Origin of the sequence: Arenimonas sp. SCN 70-307 (assembly GCF_001724815.1) — a bacterium.
Lineage (GTDB): Bacteria > Pseudomonadota > Gammaproteobacteria > Xanthomonadales > Xanthomonadaceae > Arenimonas.
In genome coordinates this window covers 55,059-79,420 of record NZ_MEDO01000006.1, presented here as the reverse complement: position 1 = coordinate 79,420, position 24,362 = coordinate 55,059, and the positions used below count along the sequence as shown (strand labels likewise).

General features: G+C 69.8%; 20 protein-coding genes. 7 read left to right on the top strand and 13 right to left on the bottom strand.

The window, feature by feature from the left end:
- Positions 1-4: 4 nt before the first annotated feature.
- The 4 genes from ABS41_RS03820 to ABS41_RS03805 all read right to left on the bottom strand — a co-directional run bounded on the left by ABS41_RS03820 (position 5) and on the right by ABS41_RS03805 (position 3,221).
- Entirely contained in the window at positions 5-1,375 is a 1,371-nt protein-coding gene (locus ABS41_RS03820; protein WP_290590834.1) for a pyridoxal-phosphate dependent enzyme, read from the bottom strand.
- A gap of 112 nt (positions 1,376-1,487) precedes the next feature.
- On the bottom strand, positions 1,488-1,706 hold the full coding sequence (locus tag ABS41_RS03815; protein ID WP_290590831.1) for a YdcH family protein: 219 nt from the start codon (positions 1,704-1,706) through the stop codon (positions 1,488-1,490).
- Between the two features lie 262 nt (positions 1,707-1,968).
- On the bottom strand, positions 1,969-2,913 hold the full coding sequence (locus ABS41_RS03810; RefSeq protein ID WP_290590826.1) for an OmpA family protein: 945 nt from the start codon (positions 2,911-2,913) through the stop codon (positions 1,969-1,971).
- Positions 2,910-3,221, bottom strand: coding sequence for a hypothetical protein (locus tag ABS41_RS03805; protein ID WP_290590823.1), 312 nt, complete (start codon positions 3,219-3,221; stop codon positions 2,910-2,912). The genes ABS41_RS03810 and ABS41_RS03805 overlap by 4 nt, the downstream gene beginning before the upstream one ends.
- Before the next feature lie 150 nt (positions 3,222-3,371).
- Between ABS41_RS03805 and ABS41_RS03800 the strand changes: the two genes are divergently transcribed.
- Positions 3,372-4,496: a PilT/PilU family type 4a pilus ATPase gene (locus tag ABS41_RS03800; RefSeq protein WP_290590820.1), complete on the top strand. Its 1,125-nt coding sequence runs from the start codon at positions 3,372-3,374 to the stop codon at positions 4,494-4,496.
- 7 nt (positions 4,497-4,503) lie between these two features.
- Here the strand turns inward: ABS41_RS03800 and maiA are convergent, their stop codons facing one another.
- The 4 genes from maiA to hppD form a co-directional block, all read right to left on the bottom strand.
- On the bottom strand, positions 4,504-5,172 hold the full coding sequence (gene maiA / locus ABS41_RS03795) for a maleylacetoacetate isomerase (RefSeq protein ID WP_290590817.1): 669 nt from the start codon (positions 5,170-5,172) through the stop codon (positions 4,504-4,506).
- Between the two features lie 147 nt (positions 5,173-5,319).
- On the bottom strand, positions 5,320-6,315 hold the full coding sequence (locus tag ABS41_RS03790) for a fumarylacetoacetate hydrolase family protein (RefSeq protein WP_290590814.1): 996 nt from the start codon (positions 6,313-6,315) through the stop codon (positions 5,320-5,322).
- 25 nt (positions 6,316-6,340) lie between these two features.
- Complete coding sequence (hmgA, locus tag ABS41_RS03785; protein ID WP_290590811.1) at positions 6,341-7,633, bottom strand: homogentisate 1,2-dioxygenase; 1,293 nt, start codon at positions 7,631-7,633, stop codon at positions 6,341-6,343.
- A 22-nt stretch (positions 7,634-7,655) separates the two neighbouring features.
- A complete protein-coding gene (gene hppD / locus ABS41_RS03780; protein ID WP_290590808.1) occupies positions 7,656-8,741 on the bottom strand; it encodes a 4-hydroxyphenylpyruvate dioxygenase in 1,086 nt (361 codons plus the stop codon).
- Positions 8,742-8,827: 86 nt separating this feature from the next.
- Between hppD and ABS41_RS03775 the strand changes: the two genes are divergently transcribed.
- Both ABS41_RS03775 and ABS41_RS03770 read left to right on the top strand, forming a co-directional pair.
- Positions 8,828-9,280 carry a MarR family winged helix-turn-helix transcriptional regulator gene (locus ABS41_RS03775; RefSeq protein WP_290590805.1) on the top strand — a complete coding sequence of 151 codons (453 nt, stop codon included), beginning with the start codon at positions 8,828-8,830 and terminating at the stop codon, positions 9,278-9,280.
- 21 nt (positions 9,281-9,301) lie between these two features.
- Positions 9,302-10,555, top strand: coding sequence for a threonine synthase (locus ABS41_RS03770; protein ID WP_290590802.1), 1,254 nt, complete (start codon positions 9,302-9,304; stop codon positions 10,553-10,555).
- A 10-nt stretch (positions 10,556-10,565) separates the two neighbouring features.
- Here ABS41_RS03770 and ABS41_RS03765 read toward each other — a convergent pair whose 3' ends face one another.
- The 4 genes from ABS41_RS03765 to ABS41_RS03750 form a co-directional block, all read right to left on the bottom strand.
- Complete coding sequence (locus ABS41_RS03765; protein WP_290590799.1) at positions 10,566-11,918, bottom strand: MFS transporter; 1,353 nt, start codon at positions 11,916-11,918, stop codon at positions 10,566-10,568.
- Between the two features lie 7 nt (positions 11,919-11,925).
- Positions 11,926-13,494, bottom strand: coding sequence for an oligopeptide:H+ symporter (locus tag ABS41_RS03760; RefSeq protein ID WP_290590796.1), 1,569 nt, complete (start codon positions 13,492-13,494; stop codon positions 11,926-11,928).
- Positions 13,495-13,661: 167 nt separating this feature from the next.
- On the bottom strand, positions 13,662-15,251 hold the full coding sequence (locus ABS41_RS03755; RefSeq protein WP_290590793.1) for an AbgT family transporter: 1,590 nt from the start codon (positions 15,249-15,251) through the stop codon (positions 13,662-13,664).
- Between the two features lie 58 nt (positions 15,252-15,309).
- Entirely contained in the window at positions 15,310-16,170 is an 861-nt protein-coding gene (locus tag ABS41_RS03750) for a tryptophan 2,3-dioxygenase family protein (RefSeq protein ID WP_290590790.1), read from the bottom strand.
- A 173-nt stretch (positions 16,171-16,343) separates the two neighbouring features.
- Here ABS41_RS03750 and ABS41_RS03745 point away from each other — a divergent pair, with 173 nt between their 5' ends.
- The 4 genes from ABS41_RS03745 (at position 16,344) to ABS41_RS03730 (ending at position 23,163) form a co-directional block, all read left to right on the top strand.
- The gene (locus tag ABS41_RS03745) at positions 16,344-19,622 is read left to right on the top strand and encodes a hypothetical protein (protein ID WP_290590788.1); all 3,279 of its coding nucleotides are present in this window, start codon (positions 16,344-16,346) and stop codon (positions 19,620-19,622) included.
- Between the two features lie 107 nt (positions 19,623-19,729).
- Positions 19,730-20,803: a pyruvate dehydrogenase (acetyl-transferring) E1 component subunit alpha gene (pdhA, locus tag ABS41_RS03740; RefSeq protein ID WP_290590785.1), complete on the top strand. Its 1,074-nt coding sequence runs from the start codon at positions 19,730-19,732 to the stop codon at positions 20,801-20,803.
- Entirely contained in the window at positions 20,803-21,798 is a 996-nt protein-coding gene (locus tag ABS41_RS03735) for an alpha-ketoacid dehydrogenase subunit beta (protein ID WP_290590782.1), read from the top strand. The genes pdhA and ABS41_RS03735 overlap by 1 nt, the downstream gene beginning before the upstream one ends.
- Positions 21,799-21,810: 12 nt before the next feature.
- Positions 21,811-23,163: a dihydrolipoamide acetyltransferase family protein gene (locus ABS41_RS03730; RefSeq protein WP_290590779.1), complete on the top strand. Its 1,353-nt coding sequence runs from the start codon at positions 21,811-21,813 to the stop codon at positions 23,161-23,163.
- 63 nt (positions 23,164-23,226) lie between these two features.
- Here the strand turns inward: ABS41_RS03730 and ABS41_RS03725 are convergent, their stop codons facing one another.
- Positions 23,227-24,336 (bottom strand): sensor domain-containing diguanylate cyclase, encoded by a 1,110-nt coding sequence (locus ABS41_RS03725; RefSeq protein WP_290590776.1) that lies wholly within the window; start codon positions 24,334-24,336, stop codon positions 23,227-23,229.
- Between the last annotated feature and the right edge of the window lie 26 nt (positions 24,337-24,362).

Genomic DNA, 24,362 nt, shown 5'->3' with positions numbered 1-24,362 from the left:
CGCCTTACTGCACCCGCCGGCGCAGGTAGTTGAGCAGGTCGATGCGGGTGATCAGGCCGAGGAACTTCGGCCCGTCCACCACGATGGCCACCTGGCCGCGCTCGAACACCGGCAGCAGCGACTCCATCGGGGAGGTGACGGGCAGTACGTTGAGCTGGCTGACCATGGCGCTGGCCACGCTGTCCTTGAACCGCGGCTCGTTGCCGTACACGTGCAGCAGCACGTCGGATTCGTCGACGATGCCGACGATCTTCTCGCCGTCCATCACCGGCAGCTGCGAGACGTCGTACATCTTCATGCGCTGGTAGGCGACGTGCAGGGTGTCGTTCGGGCCGACGACCACGGTGTCGCGCTGCGCGTACGGGCGCAGGATCAGGTCGCGCAGGTCGCCGTGCTGCGGACGCTCGAGGAAGCCGTTGTCGAGCATCCAGTAGTCGTTGTACATCTTCGAGAGGTACTTGTTGCCGGTGTCGCAGACGAACACCACCACCTTCTTGGGGGTCGTCTGCTCCTTGCAGTACTTCAGCGCCGCCGCCAGCAGGGTGCCGCTGGAGCTGCCGCCGAGCACGCCTTCCTTGACCAGCAGCTCGCGGCCGGCCAGGAAGCTTTCCTTGTCGGAGATGGCGTAGGCCTTCTTCACGCGACTGAAGTCGGAGATGTCCGGCAGGAAATCCTCGCCGATGCCCTCGACCATCCAGCTGCCGGACTTGGTGCTCAGCACGCCCTCGTTGATGTACTGGGTGAGGATGGAGCCCACCGGGTCGGCCAGCACCAGCTCGACGTGCGGCGCGGCCCTGGCGAAGAAGCGCGAGAGCCCGGTCATGGTGCCCGAGCTGCCGCAGCCGAACACGATGGCGTCCATGTCGCCGTCCATCTGCGCCCAGATCTCCGGGCCGGTGCCCTGCTCGTGCGCGGCCGGGTTGTCGGGGTTGCCGAACTGGTTGATGAAGTAGGCGCCCGGGGTCTCGGCGGCGATGCGCGCGGCCATGTCCTGGTAGTAGTCGGGGTGGCCCTTGGCCACGTCCGAACGGGTGAGCACGACCTCGGCGCCCATGGCGCGCAGGTTGAAGATCTTCTCGCGGCTCATCTTGTCGGGCACGACCAGCAGCAGCCGGTAGCCCTTCTGCTGGGCCACCAGGGCCAGGCCGATGCCGGTGTTGCCGGCGGTGCCCTCGACGATCAGGGCGCCGGGCTTGAGATCGCCGCGGGCCTCGGCGGCCTCGATCATCTTCAGGCCGATGCGGTCCTTGATCGATCCGCCCGGGTTCGTGCACTCGAGCTTGAGGTAGAGCTCGCACAGCCCGGTGTCGAGGTGCTGGGCCTTGACCATCGGCGTGTTGCCGATCAGCTCGAGTACGTTCTGGTGGGCCGCCATGCAGGGAACCGGGGGAAAAGAGGGGCCTCGATTCTAGCAGCCCGCCCGGCGCGGCCGGGAAATGCGGGCGGCGGCGACCCGACGAGGTGGGCCGCCGCCGCCGCGACGGAACTCAGTGTCGTCGCCTGTCGAACATGCGCGTCAGGCGGTCCTTGGCGTTGAGCTTCTCGCGCTTCATGCGCGAGAGCGTGTTGTCGTCCAGCGGCAGCACGCCCAGTTCGGCGTCCAGCACCTGCTTGTCCAGTTCGCGATGCCGGTGGTAGAGCTGCCGGAATTCCGGATCGCTCTTCATCAGCGCCTCGAGTTCGTGCTGCGGTTGCCCTTCAAACATCGGATTGACCTCCTCCAGAAACGCGAACGCCCCGGCCGGGATCGGCCAGGGCGCGCGGATTGAGACAAAGGTCAGGTCGCTTTCGCGGGCGGCGCCTCCACACGACGCGCCCGCTTCCGTTCGGGAGGCGGCGCAATCGGCGGGGGCGAGGTCTGCTTTCATCGGCCTGGCTCGGTGATCCCGGCGGCGTGGGCCCCCGGGACTCCGAACCTACTCCCCCTCCCCGGGGGTCGCAAGTCCCGACGCAACTATTTGTTTTTATTCAGTTTACGATGATCTCGACGCGCCGGTTGCGGGCCCGCCCGTCGGCCGTGCCGTTGTCGGCGACAGGCTGGCTCTTGCCCCGGCCCACGGCCTTGAGGCGGCCCGGGGCCACCCCGGCCTCCTCCAGCACGCGGCGCACGGCCTCGGCCCGGCGCTGCGACAGCGCCTGGTTGGCGGCGTCGGCGCCCTGGCTGTCGGTGTGGCCCTCGATGCTGACCTGGCCGCTGCCGAGCTGGCCGGCCAGGGCCCGCAGGCTGGCCTGGGCCTCGCCGGTGAGGCTGGCGCTGCCGCTGGCGAAGGCATTGCCCGACAGGGTGTAGATGCGTCGGTTGCCGTCGCGGCGCATCGGCGGGGGCGCGGCGTCGGTGATCTCGTCGGCGGCGATGGCGGCGGCCAGTTCGGCCTCGCGGCGCGCCAGCTCGGCCTCGCGGGCGCGGGCGGCGGCCAGCTTGCGGGCCTGCTCGGTCTCGGCCTGGGCCTGCTGCACGGCGGCGGTGCGGTCGGCCTCGGACTGCTCGAGCTCGCGCTGCAGGGCCTCCTCGCGGGCCATGGCCTGCAGGCGCAGGCGCTCGGACTCGCGGCGGGCGCGCTCGGCCTCGAGCCGGCTGGACTCGATCATGATCTGGTCGCGCTCGCGGTCGAGCTGCTCGGCCTGGGCGGCCAGCAGTTCGGCCTCGGCGGCCAGGCGCGCGGCCTCGATGCGCACGCCGGCCAGGGCCAGCTTGTGCTCGCGATCGCTGCGACGGGCGGCACCGGCCTCGGCCACGGCCTGGCGCGCCTGCAGGCGCTCGAGCCGGGCCAGCGGGCCCAGGGACGGGTCGGCCTCGAGGGCCTGCAGCTCCGACGACAGCGCGGCGACGGCGCGTTCGTGGTCGTTCTGCGCGGCCGCCGGCAGCGCCAGCGACAGGGACAGGGCCAGCACGGCTAGGAGACGGAGGATCATGGGCGGCGCTCCGGGTTGACCAGCAGCCGGCGGCGCAGGTCGGCGTTGCGCGCGGCGCGGCTGTCGACCTCTTCGCGGGCCGCATCGAGGCGGGCACGGGCGTGCGCGAGGTCGGCGTTGGCGGCGGCGGCCTCGGCGAAACGCAGCTTGTCGGCCTTGCGGCGGGCGGCCTGCGCGGCCTGCCACTGGCGGCGGGCCTGCTCGAGCGCCTGGGCGGCCTGCCCGCGCGGCTGCGCGGCCTCGGCGGCCACGACCGCGCGTTCGGCCGCGGCCATCGCCATGTCGACCTCGCTGGCGGTCGCGAACATTGGAATGGCCAGCAGAACGGCCAGCGCAAGATGGATTTTTCGCGAGGATAGTGTCATAAGGCGGGTTCGCGGGTTGGCGTTGCGACGGGGTCATTGTAGCCCTGCCGGCCGGCCCATCGGGACCGAACCAGGGGATCCAAGGATACTGACATGGACATCGGCTATTTCCTGAAGCTGATGACGGAAAAGAACGCGTCGGACATGTTCCTGACCACCGGCGCGCCCGTCTACATCAAGGTCGAGGGCAAGCTTTATCCGCTCGGCAATACCGGCCTGCCGGCCGGCATGGTCAAGAAGATCGCCTACTCGCTGATGGACGAGGGCCAGGTCCCGGCCTTCGAGCGCGACCTCGAGTTCAACATGGCCATCGCGGTCAAGGACACCGGCCGCTTCCGCGTCAACGTGTTCAAGCAGCGCGGCGAAGTGGGCATGGTCATCCGCGCCATCAAGTCCGAGATCCCGAGCATCGACCAGCTCAAGCTGCCGAACGTGCTCAAGGACATCGTGATGGAGCAGCGTGGCCTGGTGCTGGTGGTCGGCTCGACCGGCTCGGGCAAGTCCACCACGCTCGCGGCCATGATCGACCACCGCAACGCCAGCACCACCGGCCACATCCTCACCATCGAGGATCCGATCGAGTTCCTGCACCGGCACAAGAAGTCCATCGTCAACCAGCGCGAGGTGGGCCTGGACACCCACGCTTTCCACAACGCGCTCAAGAACGCCATGCGCGAGGCGCCGGACGTCATCCTGATCGGCGAGATCCTCGACGCCGTCACCATGGAATCGGCCATCGCCTTCGCCGAGACCGGCCACCTGTGCCTGGCCACGCTGCACTCGAACAACGCCGACCAGACCCTGGACCGCATCCTGAACTTCTTCCCGGAGTCGGCCCACAAGAACGTGCTGATGAACCTCTCGCTCAACCTCAAGGCGGTCATCAGCCAGCGCCTGGTCATCGGCAAGGACGGCAAGCGCCTGCCTGCGGCGGAGATCCTGATCAACACCCCGATGATCCGCGACCTGATCCGCCGCGGCGAGGTGCACGAAATCAAGGACGCGATGGACAAGTCGCTGCAGGAAGGCATGCAGACCTTCGACCAGTCGCTGTTCCGGCTCTACAAGGAAGGCAAGGTCGACCTCGAGGAGGCGCTGCGCAAGGCCGACTCGCGCGACGGCCTGGCCCTGAAGATCCGCCTCTCGGAAGGCGCCACGGGCGAGCACGACCCCTACGCCGACATGTACGGCGGCACGCAGGAATCCCAGGGCTTCTGAGCCCGGCTCAGCAGGCGGCGGGGGCGTCCGGCTGGTTTTCCGGCCGGGCGGCGTCGAAGGCCTCAAGCGCCAGGCAGGCTTCGTTGATGCGCCGCAGCGTCCGGTAGGGCGCCATGTCCACGCCGAAGCGACTGGCGTTATAGACCTGCGGCACCAGGCAGCAGTCGGCCATCGTCGGCACTTCGCCGTCGCAGTAGGTGCCGGTGGACGGGTTGTCGCACAGCGTGGTCTCGAGCGCCTCGAAGCCGGCCTGGATCCAGTGCCGCACCCAGGCCTCGCGTTCGGCCTGCGGCACGTTCCAGGTGTGCTCGAAGAACTGCAGCACGCGCAGGTTGTTGAGCGGGTGGATGTCGCAGGCGATCACCTGGGCCAGGGCGCGCACGCGCTGGCGGTCGCGGGCGGTGGCCGGCATCAGCGGCGCGTTCGGCCAGGTCTCGTCCAGGTACTCCATGATCGCCATCGACTGGCGCAGGATGCGGTTGCCGTGCAGCAGCACCGGCACCAGTTCCTGGGGGTTGAGGTCGCTGAAGGGCGGCTTGTGCTGCTCGCCGCCGTCGCGGGCCAGGTGCACGGGCACCGTCTCGTAGGGCAGGCCCTTGAGGTTGAGCGCGATGCGCACGCGGTAGGCGGCGCTGGAGCGCCAGTAGGAATACAGCCGGATCGAGCCCGAATTCATGCCGCCAGCCCCCTGCCCTCCCATGGGTGGCCCAAGCATACGCCCGGGCCGGGCCTTCTGTGTAGGAGCGCCTTCAGGCGCGAATCTTTTGCCTTTGCCTGTGGCAAGGAAGGGCCTCGCGCCTGAAGGCGCTCCTGCAGGGTCGGGTCAGGCTTTGGTGATGCGCTGCTCGATGGCGCCGAAGATGTCGCTGCCGTCGCGGGCCTTCATCTCGATGCGCACCGTGTCGCCGAAGGACATGAACGGCGTGCTGGGCTTGCCGTCGCGCAGGGCCTCGACCGTGCGCTGCTCGGCGAAGCAGCTGGCGCCCAGCGAGGTGTCCTCGTTGGCCACCGTGCCCGAGCCGACGATCGTGCCGGCCGACAGCGGGCGGGTCTTGGCCGCGTGCGCCACCAGCTGGGCGAAGTCGAACTGCATGTCCACGCCCGCTTCCGGGGCGCCGAACCACTTGCCGTTGATGTGGGTCACCAGCGGCAGGTGCACCTTGTTGCCCTGCCAGGCCTCGCCGAGCTCGTCGGGGGTGACGAACACCGGGCTCAGCGCCGAGCGCGGCTTGGACTGCAGGAAGCCGAAGCCCTTGGCCAGCTCGTTCGGGATCAGGTTGCGCAGCGAGACGTCGTTGACCAGGCCCACCAGCTGGATGTGCTGCGCGGCCTGCGCCGGCGAGGCGCCCTGCGGCACGTCGTCGGTGATGACGACCACCTCGGCCTCGAGGTCGATGCCGTAGGCCTCGTCGGCCACCAGCACCGGATCGCGCGGGCCGTAGAAGCCGGCGCTCACGGCCTGGTACATCAGCGGATCGGTGTAGAAGCTCTCGGGCACCTCGGCGCCGCGCGCCTTGCGCACGCGCGCCACGTGCGGCAGGTAGGCGCTGCCGTCGACGAACTCGTAGGCGCGCGGCAGCGGCGCAGCCAGCTGGGCGAAGTCCACGGCGAACACCGGTTCGCCGTTGATGGTTTCCGGCGTGCCGGCCTCGAGCGCCTCGTACACGGCGTTCAGGCGCGGCGCGGCGTTGGACCAATCCTCCAGCGCGCGCTGCATCGTCGGCGCGATGCCGGTGGCCTTCACCGCGCGCGAGAGGTCCTTGGAAACCACCACCAGCGTGCCGTCGCGGCCGCCTTCCTTGAGGGATCCGAGCTTCATCCGTGTCTCCTGTGGGGCGTGCCGATCAGCGCTTGCCCGGGTCGAAATGCTTGCCCAGGCCCTGCCAGCAGGCCTGGTAGTCGCGCTGGCGGTGGCCGCCGGCCAGCGCCTGGGCGGTGGGGCGGATGACGTTGCGCGACTCGAACATGAAGGCCATGGTGTCCTTGATGACGTCGGGCTTCGAGAGGTCGGCCGTGGTGGCCTTCTCGAAGGTGGCCGCATCCGGCCCGTGGCCGCTCATGGAATTGTGCAGCGAACTGCCGCCGGGCACGAAACCCTCGGCCTTGGCGTCGTAGGCGCCGTGCACCAGGCCCATGAACTCGCTGGCGATGTTGCGGTGGAACCACGGCGGACGGAAGGTGTCCTGGGCCACCAGCCAGCGCGGCGGGAAGATCACGAAGTCGATGTTGCTCACGCCCTCGCTGTCGCTGGGCGAATGCAGCACCAGGAAGATCGACGGGTCCGGGTGGTCGTAGCTGATCGAGCCGATGGTGTTGAAGCGGCGCAGGTCGTATTTGCTGGGCGCATAGTTGCCGTGCCAGGCCACCACGTCCAGCGGGCTGTGGCCGAGGTCGGCGCGCCAGAGGCTGCCCTGGAACTTGCCCACCAGCTCGAAGGCGCCCTCGCGGTCTTCGTACGCGGCCACCGGCGTGAGGAAATCACGCGGGTTGGCCAGGCCGTTGCTGCCGATCGGGCCCAGGTCGGGCAGCTTGAACATGGCGCCAAAGTTCTCGCACACGTAGCCGCGCGCGCTGCCGTCGGGCAGCGAGACGCTGAAGCGGATGCCGCGCGGGATCAGCGCGATCTCCTGCGGCCCGACCTCCAGCACGCCCAGCTCGGTGGCGATGCGCAGGCGGCCCTGCTGCGGGACGATCAGCAGCTCGCCGTCGGCGTCGTAGAAGTAGCGCCCGTCCATGTCCTTGTTGGCCACGTACAGGTGCACGCCCAGGCCGCCCCAGCCGGCGCCGCCGTTGCCGGCCATGGTGTAGAGGCCGTCGAGCCAGTCGGTGGGCGCCGAGGGCATCGGCAGCGGGCTCCAGCGCAGCTGGTCGGGCGTGACCGGGCCGTGGCCGAAGTCGTTGTGGAAGGTGGCGTGCGCCAGCTCCGAGAACGGGCCGTGCATGGCCGCCGGCCGGATGCGGTACATCCAGGTGCGGCGGTTGCTGTGCCGCGGCGCGGTGAACGCCGTGCCGCTGATCTGCTCGTTGTAAAGGCCATACGGACAGCGCTGCGGCGAGTTGCGGCCCTCGGGCAATGCCCCCGGCAGCGCCTCGGTCGCGAACTCGTTCCCAAACCCACTCAGGTACGTCAGGCTCATCGTCGGGTTCCGCCCCTTGGGGTTACAGCACGCCGCGGCGCATCTGGTCGCGCTCGATGGACTCGAACAGGGCCTGGAAATTGCCCTCGCCGAAGCCCTCGTTGCCCTTGCGCTGGATGATCTCGAAGAAGATCGGGCCGAAGGCGTTCTGGGTGAAGATCTGCAGCAGCTTGCGCTGCTTGGTCTCCATGTCGGCGTCGATCAGGATCGAGTTCTTGCGCAGGCGGGCCACGTCCTCGCCGTGGTTGGGGATGCGCTGGTCGATCACCTCGAAATAGGTGTCGGGGGTGTCGAGGAACTTCACGCCGGCCTGGTGCATCGCCTCCACCGACGAATAGATGTCGTCGGTGAACAGGGCGATGTGCTGGATGCCCTCGCCCTTGTACTCGCGCAGGTATTCGTTGATCTGGCTCTTCTCGTCGCTCGATTCGTTGAGCGGGATGCGCACCACGCCGTCCGGGGCCGTCATCGCCTTCGACAGCAGGCCGGTCTTGGCGCCCTTGATGTCGAAGTAGCGGATCTCGCGGAAGTTGAACAGCCGCTCGTAGTAGTCCGACCACTTCTGCATGTTGCCCATGAACAGGTTGTGGGTGAGGTGGTCGATGAAGGTCAGGCCAAAGCCCTTCGGGTGCTGGTCCACGCCCGGCAGCGGCTCGTAGTCGGCGTAGAGGTCGGCGCGGGCGTCGTCGATCAGGTAGAGCATGCAGTCGCCGATGCCCTTGATCACCGGCGCGTCCACGGCGCGGGTCTCGGCGCGGTGGTCCTGGCGCTCGCCGCCGTTGGCCAGCACGTGCTCGAGCACCTGCTGCGAGGACTTCTTGAACCGGATCGCGAAACCGCAGGCCGAGGGGCCGTGCTGGGCCGCGAAGTCGGAGGCGAAGGAATCGGCCTGCTCGTTGAGCAGGAAGTTGATGGTGCCCTGGCGGAACAGGGTGATCGGGCGGCGCTTGTGCTTGGCGACTGCGGTGAAGCCGAGGTTGCGCAGGTAGGCGGCCATCGACTCGCCGCGGCCCGCCGGGGCGGCGAACTCGACGAACTCGAAGCCGTTGATGCCCATCGGGTTTTCGAAGGTGGTGGGCTGCATGCCCAGGTTCGGTTGCGCGCTCATCGGGGGTCCTCCGGGGGTGCCGCTTGCAGGGGGAAAGGCGTCCGTTATAGTTTCACCTGAAACCATTTGCAAGTCGCGGTGCCGCAATGCCTGATCGGGACATCCTCGACCTCGAGCACTTCCTGCCCTACCGGCTCTCCGTGCTGTCGAACCGGATCAGCCAGGACATCGCCAGCCTCTATGCCGACCGCTTCGGCCTGGGCATCACCGAATGGCGGGTGCTGGCCGTGCTGGGCCGCCGCGACGGCCTCTCGGCACGGGAAGTGGCCGACCGCACCGCCATGGACAAGGTGGCCGTGAGCCGCGCCGTGGCCTCGCTGCTGGCGGCCGGGCGGATCGAGCGCGAGACCCACGGCGACGACCGGCGCCGCTCGGTGCTGCGCCTGAGCCCGGCTGGCCGGGCCATCTACGAGGACGTGGCGCCGATGGCCCTGGCCTACCAGCGCCGCCTGCTCGAGGGCCTGGACGAGACCCAGCGGGCGGCGCTGTTCCGGCTGCTGGACCTGATGGAAGAGCGCGAGGCGGCGACGCGGGCCTGACAGGACACTGGGAGAAACGGCATGGGTTACCTGCGTTGCTTGCGCGGCATCGGCTCGGGCATCGAATACCCCCTCGAGCCACCGATGAACCTCGACCCGGCCGACGGCCGCCCGGTGCAGATGGTGCTCGACCTCGAGCGCCTGGCGCGCGAGAAGCCGGGCGCCGCCTGGTACGACCCACGCCGCCGGGACATGTGGCGCTTCGGCGCGCTGATGCCGCTGGACATCACCGACCCGACCGATGCCGCGCACATCGTCGCGCTGGGCGAAGGCCACACGCCGCTGCTCGATTACGCCGACCACCCGATCGCGCGCGCCGCCGGCCTGCGCCTGCAGCTCAAGGACGAAGGACGCGCCCATCCCGGCTACGGCGCCAACCCCACGCAAAGCTTCAAGGACCGCGGCATGGCGATGGTGGTGGCGATGGCCCGCCGCGCCGGCCTCAGGCGGCTGGCCGTGCCGACCCAGGGCAATGCCGGCGATTCGCTGGTGCGCTACGGCCTGGCCGGCGGGCTCGACGTGGTGGTGGCCATGCCCGACGACACGCCGATGCCCATCCTGGGCCAGGTGGCGGCGATGACGCGCCTGCACCCGGGCCGCATCCACCTGGAGCTGGTGAAAGGCACCATCCGCGAGGCGGCCGCCAAATTGAAGGCCGATTACTGGCCCAAGGGCTGGTTCAACTGCGCCACCTTCCAGGAGCCGGGCTGGCGCATCGAGGGGAAGAAAACGCTGGGCCTGGAGCTGGCCGAGCCGCCGCCGGGCGAAACCCGCTGGTCGCTGCCCGACGCCATCGTCTATCCCACCGGCGGCGGCACCGGCGTGCTGGGCATGTGGAAGGCCTTCGACGAACTCGAGGCCCTCGGCCTGGTCGATTCACGCCGCCCGCGCATGATCTGCGTGCAGTCGGAGGTGACCACGCCGCTGGTGCGCGCCTTCGACGAGGGCGCCGACGACACCCACGCCCTGCCCCAGACCGGCCCCACGATCTCCACAGGCCTGAACGTGCCCGCGGGCGTCGGCCAGTTCCGCGTGCTGCAGATCATCCGCGCCAGCGGCGGCGCGGCGGTCGCGGTGTCGGAAGCCGACACCGCGCGCGAGCTTTCAACGGTGTGGCGCGAGCGCCGACACTGGATCTCGCCCGAGGGCGCCGCCTGCCTCGCCGCCCTGCCCCAGCTGCTCGACCGCGGACTGCTCAATCGCGGCGAACGCGTGGTGGCGGTGAACACCGGCTCGCTGGAGAAGTATTTGCCGGACCTGCGCCATTTGCCGTGAAGCAAAGGCATCACCCGCTGCTGCGGGTGGTCACCGTTTCGAGGCCGTGGCCGCCCGGGCCGCGCTCGGCGGCCCACAGGCGCCAGGCGAAGAACAGGCCCAGCGCGCCCAGCGTGGTGTAGACCCACATGCTGGCCGCGTAGCCGCCCGGGTTCTGCGGGCCGGCCTGGTAGCGATCGTTGAGGTAGCCCACGACCAGCGGCACCACCGTCCAGCCGATCTGCTGGCAGAAGGTCATCAGCGCATAGGCCGCGCCCAGCCGGCGCGCCTCGACGATGTAGGCCACCGAAGGCCACATCACCGCCGGCACCAGCGAGAACACGCCGCCGAAGAGCAGCATCGCCACCAGCAGGGTCAGCGGCATCTCGCCGCTGCCGATCAGCGGGATCACCACGTTGATGGTCGGCCCCGGCGGCAGGTAGGTGACGGCCAGGAACAGCGGCAGCATCACCAGCGAACCCACCGCCATGAACAGCGAGCGCCGCCCCACGCGGTCCACCCACAGCCCGAACAGCGGCGTGGCGATGATGGCCGCCACAGGCAGCAGGCTGCTGAGGATGCCCGCCGCCTCGCGGCTCAGGCCGTGCGCCTGCTGGAAGTAGTCGATGGCGAAGCTGCGGAACGGGAACACCGCCGAGTAGAACACCACGCACAGCGCCACGATGTACCAGTACGAGGGGCTGAAGCGGAACATGCCGCGCAGCTCGAGCCGGTCGGTTTCGCCGGCCTCGCCCAGGTCGAAGCGGCCCTCGGCGCGCTTTTCCATGAAGAAATACAGCAGCGCCGCGCCCACGCCGGCCGCCATGATGCCGGTGGCCAGCCAGAGCGGGTCGTGCCAGTTTGAATACAGCGGCTCGGCGAACGACGGCGACCAGTCGGCCGAGGCCGAGCCCAGGCGCGCGATCGACAGGTTGATGCCAAAGGCGAAGCCCAGCTCCTTGCCCTTGAACCACTTGGCCAGCACGGCCGTGATCGCGACGATCAGCGGCTCGGCGCCCAGGCCGAGCATGAAGCGCCCGGCCATCAGCGTCGGGAAGCTCTGCGCCGAGGCGCTGACCGCCGCCGCCAGCACGCACAGCGCGGCGAAGGCGACGATGGCCCGGCGCGCGCCGAACCGGTCGATCACGTAGCCGCTGGCCAGCAGCACCAGCAGCGCCGCGACGGTGTACGCCGTCGAGAGCATGCCGATCTGCTGGTAGCTCAGGCCCAGGCCCGACTCCGGGTTGCGCAGCAGGTCCACGACCGGGTTGAGCGCGTCGTAGACGTAGTAGTTGCCGAACATCGCCAGGCTGGCGAACAGCAGCACCAGCCAGCGATAAAGCGGCGTCGGACGCGGCAACACGGCGGTCGGGACCTGGCTCATGCGCGGCTTACTTCACGCCGTGCATGAGCTTGTTGATCAGCGGCGCGGCCAGGAAGAACAGCACGGCGATGACGATGCCCAGCAGGAACAGCTGGTCGAACACCATCGCGTACTGCGCCAGGCCACCACCGGCCTCGGCGCCACCACCGGCGGCTTCGGCCGCCAGCAGGCCGGCGACGTAGTTGGCCATCGCGATCGACAGGAACCAGCCACCCATGGCCAGGCCGGTCTCGCGCGGCGCGGCCAGCTTGGTGACCATGGCCAGGCCGATCGGCGACAGGCACAGCTCGCCCATGGTGTGCAGCAGGTAGGTCAGGGTCAGCCAGATCCAGCTGATGCGGCCGGTCTCGGTGGCCATCTGCTCGATGGCGAACACCAGCACCCAGAAGCCGAGCGCGGCGCCGGCCAGGCCAAAGGCGAACTTGCGCGGGATCGACGGGTTCCAGTCGGCGCGGTCCAGGCGCACCCACAGCCAGGCGAACACCGGCGCCAGCAGGATGATGAAGACCGGGTTGACCGACTGGAAGATGGTGAAGTGCACGGTGGTGCCGAACACCGTCGGCATGTCCACGTAATCGCGGGCCAGGAAGTTGAGCGACGAACCGGCCTGCTCGAACAGCGCCCAGAACAGGATGTTGGCCGCGAACAGGATCAGCATCGCGATGTAGCGCTGCATCTGCACGCGCTCGCCGCTGCGGATGCCGCTGGTGACGAAATAGGCCGCCAGGCCGACCAGCATCAGCACCAGGATCAGGCCCAGCAGGCCGAAGGTGCCGAACACCCAGCCCAGCGCGCTGCCTTCGGCGAAGCGCGCGGCGAACTCGTTCTGCCAGCTCACGTCGAGCAGGAAGTAGGCCGGGATGGCCAGCAGGACCGCACCGATGGCGACCTTGGCCATCGGGCCATAGCCCTCGGCGCCTTCCGGCGCGGTGCCGACGCGGCCCAGCCAGGCCTTGAGCACCTGGAACATCACCAGGCCCAGCAGCATGCCGGTGCCGGCGGCGAAGAAGCCCCAGCGGTAGCCGTAGGTGGCGCCGATCCAGGCCGAGCAGACGATGGGCGCGACCAGCGCGCCGGCGTTGATGCCCATGTAGAAGATGGTGAAGCCCGAGTCGCGGCGGGCATCGCCCGGCGCGTAGAGCTTGCCGACCATGGTCGAGATGTTGGGCTTGAACAGGCCGTTGCCCACCACCAGCACCGCCAGGCCCATGACGAAGGTCGTCAGGTCGGGCGCCATCAGCATGTAGCTGCCGATCGCCATCAGCACGCCGCCGAGCATGATCGAGCGCTGGTAGCCGAGGATGCGGTCGGCGACGAAGCCGCCGAGGATGCCGGTCATGTAGACCAGCGAGGTGAAACCGCCGTAGGTGACCGAGGCCTGCGCGTCGGCGCCCGGGCCGAGGTGCGCGAAAAACGCGGCCGCCACGTGCACCGCCAGCATGGCGCGCATGCCGTAGTACATGAAGCGCTCCCAGAACTCCGTGCCGAACAGGTTCCACAGGGCCTTGGGATGGCCGAGGAACTCGCCACCAGGCGGCGGCGTGAAGTCGTGGTCTTGCTTGGCGGCACCGCTCATGCGGTCTCTCCCCTGGAATGTCGTTGTTATGGTGGTTTTGCGCCCCCGGGCCAGCGCCGGGCCGGCCACGGGGCCGGCAAGGTGTAACCGGTGCGGGCCAAGCCCGTCAAACGAAAGCGCCCCGGCCGGGGCCGGGGCGCTGGGGACAAGCGACGAGCGGTTCCGTCTCAGCCGCCGATGGGATAGGTGTAGCTGGCGCCGAACCCCAGCGGCAGGCCCAGGGCCCAGTAGCCAATCAGGAAGGCCGTCCAGGTCACCATCAGGGTGATCGAATACGGCAGCATCAGCGCCAGCAGCGTGCCGATGCCCGAGGACTTCACGTAGCGCTGGCAGAACACCACGATCAGCGGGAAGTAGGGCAGCAGCGGGGTGATGATGTTGGTGGTGGAATCGCCCACGCGGTAGGCGGCCTGGGTGAGGTCGGGCGACACCCCCAGCTCCATCAGCATCGGCACCATGATCGCGCTGATCAGCGCCCACTTGGCCGAGGCCGAGCCGATCAGGAGGTTCACCGAAGCGGTGAGCAGGATGATGCCGATCAGCGTCACCGAGGTCGGCAGGCCGAGCGCGCGCAGGCCACCGGCGCCTTCCACCGCGATCAGCGCGCCGAGGTTGCTCTGGCCGAAGGCCCAGATGAACTGGGCGCAGAAGAAGGCCATCACGATGTAGTAGCCCATGCCGCTCATCGCCTTGGCCATGCCCTGTACCACGTCGCGATGCGTCTTCACCGTGCCCGAAACCATGCCGTAGACCACGCCCGGCACCAGGAAGAAGATGAAGATCAGCGGCACGATCGACTGCATCAGCGGCGCCTGGGCCACCAGCAGGTTGCTCTGGCCGGGCAGCAGCGGCGTGCCCTCCGGCGCGCGCCAGGGCGAGGCCTCGGGCAGCAGGGTCAGCAGGAACAGCAGCGCCGTGACGCCCATCGCCGCGCCGGCCCAGACCAGGCCGTTCTTCTCGCCGGCTGCCAGCGGGTCGAGCTTGGGCATCTGCGAGGCGTCGCCGTCCACCGGCGTGCCGCGCAGGCGCGGCTCGATAATGCGGTCGGTGAGGAACCAGCCCACCAGGATGATCAGCACGCTCGAGGCGGTGGTGAAGAAGAAGTTGTTGAGCGGGTTCACCGTCACCGACGGGTCGGTGAGGTGCGCGGCGGTCTGGGTCAGGCCCGAGAGCAGCGGGTCGAGGCTGCTGGGGATGCCCATGGTGGCCGAGAAGCCGCCCGAGACGCCGGCGAAGGCCGCGGCGATGCCCGCCAGCGGATGCCGGCCGGCGGCGTAGAAGATCACCGCGCCCAGCGGGATCACCAGCACGTAGCCGGCGTCGACGGCGATGTGGCTCAGGATGCCCACGCCGATCAGGGCCGGGGTGAGCAGCATGCGCGGGGTCACCGACAGCGCGGCGCGCAGCGCGGCCGAGATGAAGCCCGTGTGCTCGGCCACGCCCAGGCCCAGCATCGCCACCAGCACCACGCCCAGGGGCGGGAAGGTGACGAAGGTGTTGACCATGGACGAGGCGAAGGCGGTCAGCGCCGTGCCCTCGAGCAGGTTCTTGACCTGGATGGGGTTGCCGGTGCGCGGGTCGACGGCTTCGAAGGACACGCCCGACAGCCACCAGGAGACCACCCACACCGCCACCATCAGCAGCAGGAACAGGATGGCCGGGTCGGGCAGCTTGTTGCCGATCTTCTCGACCCGGTCCAGGGCGCGGACGACCCAGCCGCGCGGGGCGACGGGCGTGGAGGCGGGGGCTTGGCTCATCGATGGGCTCCGGAACAAACGAGCCCCGGATGCTAGCAGCCCTCGCCCCGCCGGGGCATCAGCCAGGCTGGCCCAGCACCGTGCGCACCTCGAACAGCTCGGGGAAGAAGGTCAGGTCCAGGGCCTGCTTGAGGAAGCCCACGCCCGAGCTGCCGCCGGTGCCGCGGCGGTAGCCGATGATGCGCTCGACGGTCTTCATGTGCCTGAACCGCCAGAGCTGGAAGCTGGCCTCCACGTCCACCAGCTGCTCGCAGGTGGCGTAGGCCTCCCAGTGCGTGTCGGTGTCCTCGTAGATGGCCTTGAACAGCGGCACCAGGGCCGGCTCGCGCTCGTAGGGCTGCGACCAGTCGCGCTCGATGCAGCGCGCCGGCACCGCGTGGCCGCGGCGCGCGAGGTGGCGCAGGAACTCGTCGTAGAGGCTGGGCGCGTGCAGCACGGCCTCGAGCTCGGCGGTGGCGGCCGGGTCGTGCGAGAACACCTTCACCATGTCGGCGTTCTTGTTGCCCAGCAGGAACTCCACCAGCCGGTACTGCAGCGACTGGAAGCCCGAGGCCGGGCCCAGCACGGCGCGGAACTGCAGGTAATCAGCGGGCGTCAGCGTCTCGAGCACCGACCACTGCTCGGTGAGCTGGCGCTGCACCAGCTTCACCCGGGCCAGGATCTTCTGCATCGGGTCGAGCTCGTCGCGCTGCAGGCAGGCCACGGCGGCGCGCAGCTCGTGGATGAGCAGCTTGAGCCACAGCTCCGAGACGTGGTGCTGCACGATGAACAGCATCTCGTCGTGGTGGGGCGGGTCCGACAGCGGCTTCTGGGCCGAGAGCAGGGTGTCGAGCTGCAGGTAGCCGCCGTAGGTCAGGCGGTCGCGCAGGTCGGTGGTGATGCCCTGCTCCAGGGCGCGCTGGTTGGGGGGCTGGCTCATGGCGTTGGCGGTCCTGCGAAGGCGGCGTGAAGGGTAGCATCCGGGCCGGCCGGGCCGGGATGGGGCTTTTTCCTACCCCCCGGCGGGCTGTCATGCCATTGATAAGCCGGGACGGGTAGACTCCGCCCTTCGGGCGCCGGCTTGGCTGCCCATCACCCAGGGGAAGTCCATCCATGTCGACCGCGTTGCGTGCGGCCTTGCCGCTGTTGCTAGCCCTTTCCGCCGGAACGGCGGCCGCCCAGAACATACCTCTGACCGGGAGCACCTACAGCCAGGATTTCGACACGCTGTCGAACGTGGCGGGCTCGACCACCAACACCGCCCTGCCCACCGGCTGGCTGCTCAATGAAACCGGCGGCGGCGCACGCGACAACGAGCAGTACGCGGTCGACACCGGCGGCAGCACCACGGGTGACACCTACAGCTACGGCGCCGCCGGCTCCACCGAGCGCGCCTTCGGTTCGCTGCGCAGCGGCACGCTGATTCCGACCTTCGGCGCCTGCTTCACCAACAACACCGGCGGCATGATCAACTCGTTTGATATCGCCTACACGGGCGAGCAGTGGCGCCTTGGCACCGCCGGTCGCACCGACACGCTGGCCTTCCAGTTCAGCACCAACGCCACCGACCTCACCATCGGCACCTGGACCGGCGTGGCCGCGCTGGATTTCGTGACGCCTAATACCGCCACCACGGGCGCCAAGAACGGCAACGACGCCGCCAACCGCACCGCACGCTCGGCCACGGTCAGTGGCGTGTCGATCGCCAATGGCGCCAACTTCTGCATCCGCTGGAACGACCTCGACGCCTCGGGCGCCGACGACGGCCTGGCCATCGATGATTTCTCGATCACCGCGGGCGCCGCGGCGCCGGCGCCGGATTTCAGCGTGACGCTGGCCGCGACGCCGACCACCGTCGGCGTTGGCGAGACCTTCGAACTGCGCGCCCGCTACAGCAACGTGGGCACCGTGGACCTCGCGGCGCCGGTTGCCTCGACCTACACGATCCCGACGGGCCTCGTCCGCACGTCGCAGACCTTCGAGAACATTTCCGGCGGCGCGGGCGGAAGCTGTTCGACTAGCGGCCTGGACGTCACCATCATGTCCTGCAGTCTGGTGATTCCCGCAGGCGCCAGCATTGACTGGGTGACCGTCTACCGCGTGGAAGCCGGCGCCGTCAGCCCGCTGCAGTTGCAGGTCACCGGCACGCCGCCGCCGGCCGACGGCAACCCGGCCAACAACAGCGCCAGCACCACCGTCCAGATCGTGCAGGTGCTGGGCATCCACGACATCCAGGGCACCGGCGTTGGCTCGCCGCTGGCCGTGGGCACCAATGTTGTCACTGAGGGCATCGTCACCGCCCTGCGCAGCAACGGCTACTTCATCCAGAGCGCGCCGGCCGACGTGGACGCCGACCCGGCCACGGCCGAGGGCGTGTTCGTGTTCACCAGCGCGGCCCCGCCGGCCGAAGCCGTCGTGGGCAACCGCCTGCGCGTGGCTGGTCGCGTCAACGAGTTCTCGCGCACCCCGCACGGCTTCCCGCTGACCCAGCTCGGCAGCGCCACCGCCACCGTGCTCTCCACTGGCAACCCGCTGCCGCCGGCCGTCGTGCTCGACGCCAGCGTGCTGGCGCCGAACGTGGGCATCGACGCGCTGGGCCGCTACCAGGGCATGCGCGTGCAGCTGCCGCAGGCCGTCGTGGTCGGCCCGACCAACGGCTTCGGCGACTTCCACGTCACCCTGCCCGGCGTGCCGCGCCCGGCCCGCGAGCCCGGCGTGGCCGTGCTCGACGCCGTGCCGCTGCCGCCGGGCAAGTCCATCCCGCTGTTCGACAAGAACCCCGAGCGCCTGCGCGTGGAAAGCACCGGCCTGGTCGGCGGCACCGCCCGCGACTTCGACGCCGGCACCACGCTGCAGGGCATGGAAGGCGTGATGTACTACGACCGCGGCGACTTCACGCTGCTCATCGGCGACAGCAGCGGCGTCATCGCCAGCGGCGGCGCCTTCGTGTCGGCGGTGCCGGTCCCGGCCGCGGGCTCGGTGCGCATCGGCAGCTACAACATCCAGAACCTCTCCGGCGGCGCCTCGGTCCCGCTCGACCGCCTCTCGAAGCTCTCGGAAGTGTTCTGCCAGTACCTGCGCCTGCCCGACGTGGTCGGCCTGGTCGAGATCGCCGACCTGGCCACGGCCCAGCGCCTGGCCCAGGCCATCAACACCGACGAGTTCGGCTTCTGCCCGCAGAACCCGGAGTACGTGGCCTACCTGCTGTCGAACAACGGCAGCCAGCGCCTGGCCTACCTGGTCAAGACCGCCCCGGTGGCCCCCGGCCAGCCGCGCGTGGAGGTGCTGGACGTGGTCGAGCACTTCGCCGACCAGCTGCTGGTGGCCCCGGACAACAGCACCAGCCCCACCCTGCGCCTGTTCGACCGCCCGCCGCTGCAGCTCGACGCCGTGGTGCACGAGGCCAATGGCCGCAGCTTCCCGCTCACGGTCATCCTCAACCACACGCTCTCGCTGCTCGACGTCAACGACCTGACCGCCAACGCCACCTACGGCACCCTCGGCAACCGCTCGCGCGAAAAGCGCCGGCAGCAGGCCGAGCGCGTCTCGCAGCTGGTGGAGGGCATCGCCCAGGCCGACGCCACCCAGCCGGTGGTGCTGATCGGCGACTACAACGCCTTCGAGTTCAGCGACGGCTACGTGGACGTGATGGGCATCATCAGCGGCGAGCCGGCCCCGACCGATGAAGTGCTGGTGCCGGGCACCAGCGCCGTGACCACGCCGCTGGTGAACCTGCTCAAGACCGTGCCGGTGGAGCAGCAGTATTCGTACGTGTTCGAGGGCAACACCCAGAGCATCGACCACGCGCTGGTGAACCAGGCCGCGATGGACGCGACCATCCCGCAGCTGCACCACGCCCGCGTCAACGCCGACTTCGCCTCCGACCTGGCGGCCGACCCGACCGTGCCGGTGCGCAGCTCCGACCACGATCCGCTGGTGGCCGAGCTGGTGGTGCCGGAGTTCATCGACGCCGACGTCGCCGTGCAGGTTTTCGCGCCCTTCGGCACCGTGCGCGAGGGCAACACCGCGACCTTCCGCGCCGCGGTGACCAACGCCGGCAACGGCCCGGCCTACGACGTCTCGGTGGACTTCACCGTCGACGCCGCGCCGGACCAGCTGATGCGCGTCACCGCCAGCGGCTGGGAGTGCAGCACGCCGGAGTCGGTGGACGGCGACACGCGCTTCACCTGCACCCGCGTGCAGGCCCTGGCGCCGGCCCAGGCCGACCTGATCAAGCTCGAGCTGATCGCCCGCCGCGTCGGCGCCATCGGCGTGCTGGGCGTGGAGGCCGAGGCCAGCACCCGCAGCAACGACCTGCAGCCGGCCAACGACGCCGACGGCGCCTCGGTGCCGGTGCTGGGTCGTCCCAACTGGAGTGGCGGCCGCTTCTGACGCGACCTTCACACCCTACGCCAGCGAACGGGCGCCTTCGGGCGCCCGTTTCGCTTTGGGGCGGCGGGCTGGCTATCATCGGACGGATTGTCCATGGGAAGGATCCGATGTCCCGAGTCGCCGCGTTCGAAATCGAATACCTGCAGTACCTCGGCCCCGACGGACGCCTGGTGCGTGACGACGTGCCGGAGTTCGCCAGGGACCGCCGCAACCTGGTCGAGCTGTTCAAGCACATGCTGCTCGTGCGCACCTTCGACACCAAGGCCGTGGCGCTGCAGCGCACCGGCAAGCTGGGCACCTACGCCAGCTGCCTGGGCCACGAGGCCGCGCACATCGGCATCGGCAGCGCGATGCAGTACGACGATGTGTTCGCGCCCAGCTATCGCGAGTACGGCGCCCAGTTCATGCGCGGCGTGAAGCCGCGCGAGGTGCTGATGTACTGGGGTGGCGACGAGCGCGGCAACGATTTCTCCGGCCCGCCGCACGACTACCCCTGGTGCGTGCCCATCGCCACCCAGTGCCTGCACGCGGCCGGCGCGGCGCTGAGCTTCAAGCTGCGCGGCGAGCCGCGCGTGGCCGTGGCCTGCGTGGGCGACGGCGGCAGCTCCAAGACCGACACCTACGCCGCCATCAACTCGGCCGGCGCCTACGCCCTGCCCTTCGTGCTGTGCATCATCAACAACCAGTGGGCGATCTCGGTGCCGCGCAAGGCCCAGACCGGCGCGCAGACCCTGGCCCAGAAGGGCCTGGCCGGCGGCCTGGACTGCGTGCAGGTGGACGGCAACGACATCATCGCGGTGCGCGCGGCGATGGACCACGCCATCAAGCGCGCGCGCAACGGCCACGGCGGCAGCGTGCTCGAGCTGGTCACCTACCGCCTCTCCGACCACACCACCGCCGACGACGCGCGCCGCTACCGCGACGACGCCGAGGTGAAGGCCGCCTGGGAACGCGAGCCGATGTCGCGCCTGCGCACCTTCCTGGTCAACGAAGGGATGTGGAGCGAAACCGAGGAAGCGGCCTGGAAGGAGGAATGCGGCAAGCGCGTGGACGAGGAGGTCAACGCCTACCTCGAGACCAAGGTGCAGCCGGTGGAAGCCATGTTCGACTACCTGTACGCGGAACTGCCCGCCGACCTGGCGGCCCAGCGCGCCGACGCGATCAAGTGGGAGGGCCGCTGATGGCCGCCATCACGCCAGCTGCAATCACACTAATCGAGGCGATCACCCAGGCCCTGGCCTGGGAAATGAAGCACGACGACACCGTGCTGGTGCTGGGCGAGGACGTGGGCGTGAACGGCGGCGTGTTCCGCGCCACCGCCGGCCTGCAGCAGCAGTTCGGCGACCAGCGCGTGATCGACACGCCGCTGGATGAAACCACCATCGCCGGCCTCACCGTCGGCCTGGCCTCGCAGGGCATGAAGCCCGTGGCCGAGGCGCAGTTCGACGGCTTCATGTACCCGATGGTGGACCACATCATTTGCCACGCGGCGCGTTTCCGCTACCGCACCCGCGGCCGCCTGAGCTGCCCGATGGTGCTGCGCGTGCCCTGGGGCGGCGGCATCCGCGCGCCCGAGCACCATAGCGAGGCCAACGAGGCCATCTTCACCAACGTGCCGGGCCTGCGCGTGGTGATGCCCAGCTCGCCGCAGCGCGCCTACGGCCTGCTGCTGGCCGCCATCCGCGACCCGGACCCGGTCGTGTTCATGGAGCCCAAGCGCATCTACCGCCAGTACAAGGAAGAGGTGCCCGACGACGGCGAGGCGCTGCCGCTGGACGTGTGCTTCGTGCTGCGCGACGGCGCCGACGTCACCCTGGTCACCTGGGGCGCCCAGGTGAAGGAGACGCTGGAAGCCGCCGAGGCGCTGGCGGCCGAGGGCATCGAGGCCGAGGTGATCGACGTGGCCACGCTCAAGCCGCTGGACTTCGACACCATCCGCGAGTCGGTGGCCAAGACCGGCCGCTGCGTGATCGTGCACGAGGCGGCGAAGACCGCCGGCTTCGGCGCCGAGATCGCCGCGCGCCTGGCCGAGGAGTCGATGTACGACCTGCACGCGCCGGTCGAACGCGTCACCGGCTACGACACCCACATCCCCCTGTTCCGCCTGGAAATGAAGTACCTGCCCAGCGTGGACAAGATCGTCGCGGCGGCCAAGCGCACGCTGGCGGCGGGCTGAGGAAACCAGAAGATGAGCGAGAAGAAGCTGTTCCTGCTGCCGGACCTGGGCGAGGGCCTGCCCGACGCCGAGATCGTCGAGTGGCTGGTCAAGGTGGGCGACGTCGTGAAGCTCGACGAGCCGCTGGTGTCGATGGAAACCGCCAAGGCCGTGGTGGAGGTGCCCTCGCCCTATTCGGGCAAGGTGACGCGCCTGGCCGGCGGCGCCGGCGACGTGATCGAAACCGGCAGCTGGCTGGTGGAGGTCGAGATCGATCCTTCGCTGCCGCAGCGCGCCGAGGCGCAGGACACCGGGCATTCGCACGGCCACAAGAAGGCCGAGGCGCCACCTGCGCCTGCTCCCGCCCCTGCGGATTCGGCTGCTGAGAAACCGGCCGACGCGGGCACCGTGGTCGGCGCCATGCAGACCTCCGACGCGGTGCGCAGCGAGCAGGCCGTCGCCGTCGGCGGCGTGAAGGCCATGCCGGCCGTGCGCGCGCTGGCCAAGAAGCTCAAGGTCGACCTCGCCCGCGTGCGCCCCACCGGCGCCGATGGCGTCGTCACGATGGCCGACGTGAAGCAGGCCGCGGCCGCAGGCACCGCCCCGCTCGGCGCGGCCCCCGCTCGAACCACCTCTCTCCCTCTCCCGCCTGCGGGAGAGGGCCGGGGAGAGGGCCCCCGCGCCCCCAGCGCAGCGCCCCCCTCCCAGCCTTCCCCCGCGAGCGGCGGGAAGAGCACTGCGCCGGCGTTCGATATCGACGAGCCCATCCGCGGCGTGCGCCGCAACATGGTGCGTTCGATGTCCCAGGCCCACGCCGAGGTCGTGCCCACCACCCTGATGGACGACGCCGACATCCACGCCTGGGCCCCGGGCGAGGACATCATGGCGCGCATCATCCGCGCCATCGCGGTGGCCTCGGCGGTCGAGCCGGCGATGAACGCCTGGCTCAACGCCAAGGAAGGCACGCTGCGCCGCCATGCGCGCGTGGACGTGGGCATCGCGGTGGACTCGCCCGACGGCCTGTTCGTGGCCAACCTGCGCAACGCCGAGCGGCTCGAGCCGCACCAGGTGCGCCAGGCCATCAACCGCATCCGCGACGGCGTCAAGAACCGCTCGCTGCCGCCGGAAGAGCTGCGCGACTACACCATCATGCTGAGCAACTTCGGCGTGTTCGCCGGCAAGTACGCCACGCCCGTGGTGGTGCCGCCCTGCGTGGCCATCATCGGCGCCGGCCGCCTGCACCACGCGGTGGTGCCGGTGCTGGGCGGGCTCGAAACGCACCGGATCATGCCGATCTCGCTCACCTTCGACCACCGCGCCGCCACCGGCGGCGAAGCCGCGCGCTTCCTGCGCGCCCTGCTCGACGACCTCCAGCGCGCCCGCTGAAGAAACGGGGTCAGGTTCACTCAATGGCGCACGAGCGTCATTAAGTGAACCTGACCCCGTTTCTTATTCGTCGGCGACTTCGGCGCGGTCGCGGCCGCGGCGCTTGGCCAGGTAGAGGGCCTGGTCGGCGCGCTGGAACAGGGTGTCGGGCGTGTCGCGGCCCGACAGGCCCGAGGCCAGGCCGGCCGACAGGGTCACTTTCGTGGGCAGGTCCTCGCGCCCGCTGATCGCCGCGCGGATGCGCTCGACCACGGCCAGGCCCGCGTCCGGCGGCGTGGCCGGCATCAGCAGCAGGAACTCCTCGCCGCCGTAGCGGGCCGCCACGTCGCTGCCGCGTACGCCGCGCTGGATTTCCTCGGCGGCGATGCGGATCACCTCGTCGCCCGCCGCGTGGCCCAGCGTGTCGTTGATGCGCTTGAAGTGGTCCAGGTCGAGCACCGCCACCGTGAAGGCGTCGCCCGCGCGCGCCGTGGAGGCACGCGCCGCCTGCGCCAGCCCACCGCGGTTGAGCAGGCCGGTGAGCGCGTCGCGGCGGGCTTCCTCGGCCAGCTCGGTGTTCTTCGACTCGAGTTCGCGCTGGTAGCGCACCAGCTCGCGCTGGTGCAGCTCGCGCTCGGCCAGCTGCAGCTGGCCGTCGAGCTCGCGCCTGCGCGCCTCGAGCAGGTGCACGACGATGCGGGCCAGGGCCTGCATCTGCCGCGCCTGCGCATCGGTCAGCGTGCGCGGCACCTGGTCCACCACGCAGATCGTGCCCAGCGCATGGCCGCCGGGCGTCACCAGCGGCGCACCGGCATAGAAGCGCAGGTGGTCCGGCCCGGTCACCTGCGGGTAATGCCGGAAGCGCAGGTGCTGGCTGGCATCCTCGACCACGGTGACGGCGCGAGGCGAGCGGATGGCGACGTCGCAGAAGGCGATGCGGCGGTCGGTCTGCTCCCCGTCCAGGCCCACGGCGGCCTTGAACCACTGCCGGTCCTCGTCGATGAAGGTCAGTACGGCCTGCGGCGTGCCGCACAGCGCCCGCGCCAGGTCGACGACGTCGTCATAGACCCCTTCGGGCAGCGTGTCGAGGATGCGGTAGCGGTGCAACACCGCCAGGCGCTGGGCCTCGTCGGGAATCGGCGGCAGCGACGGGACCTGCGGCGGCAATTCGGACGGCACGACGGCGTCGCTCATCGGGACCTCCGCGTCGGGGGACATGC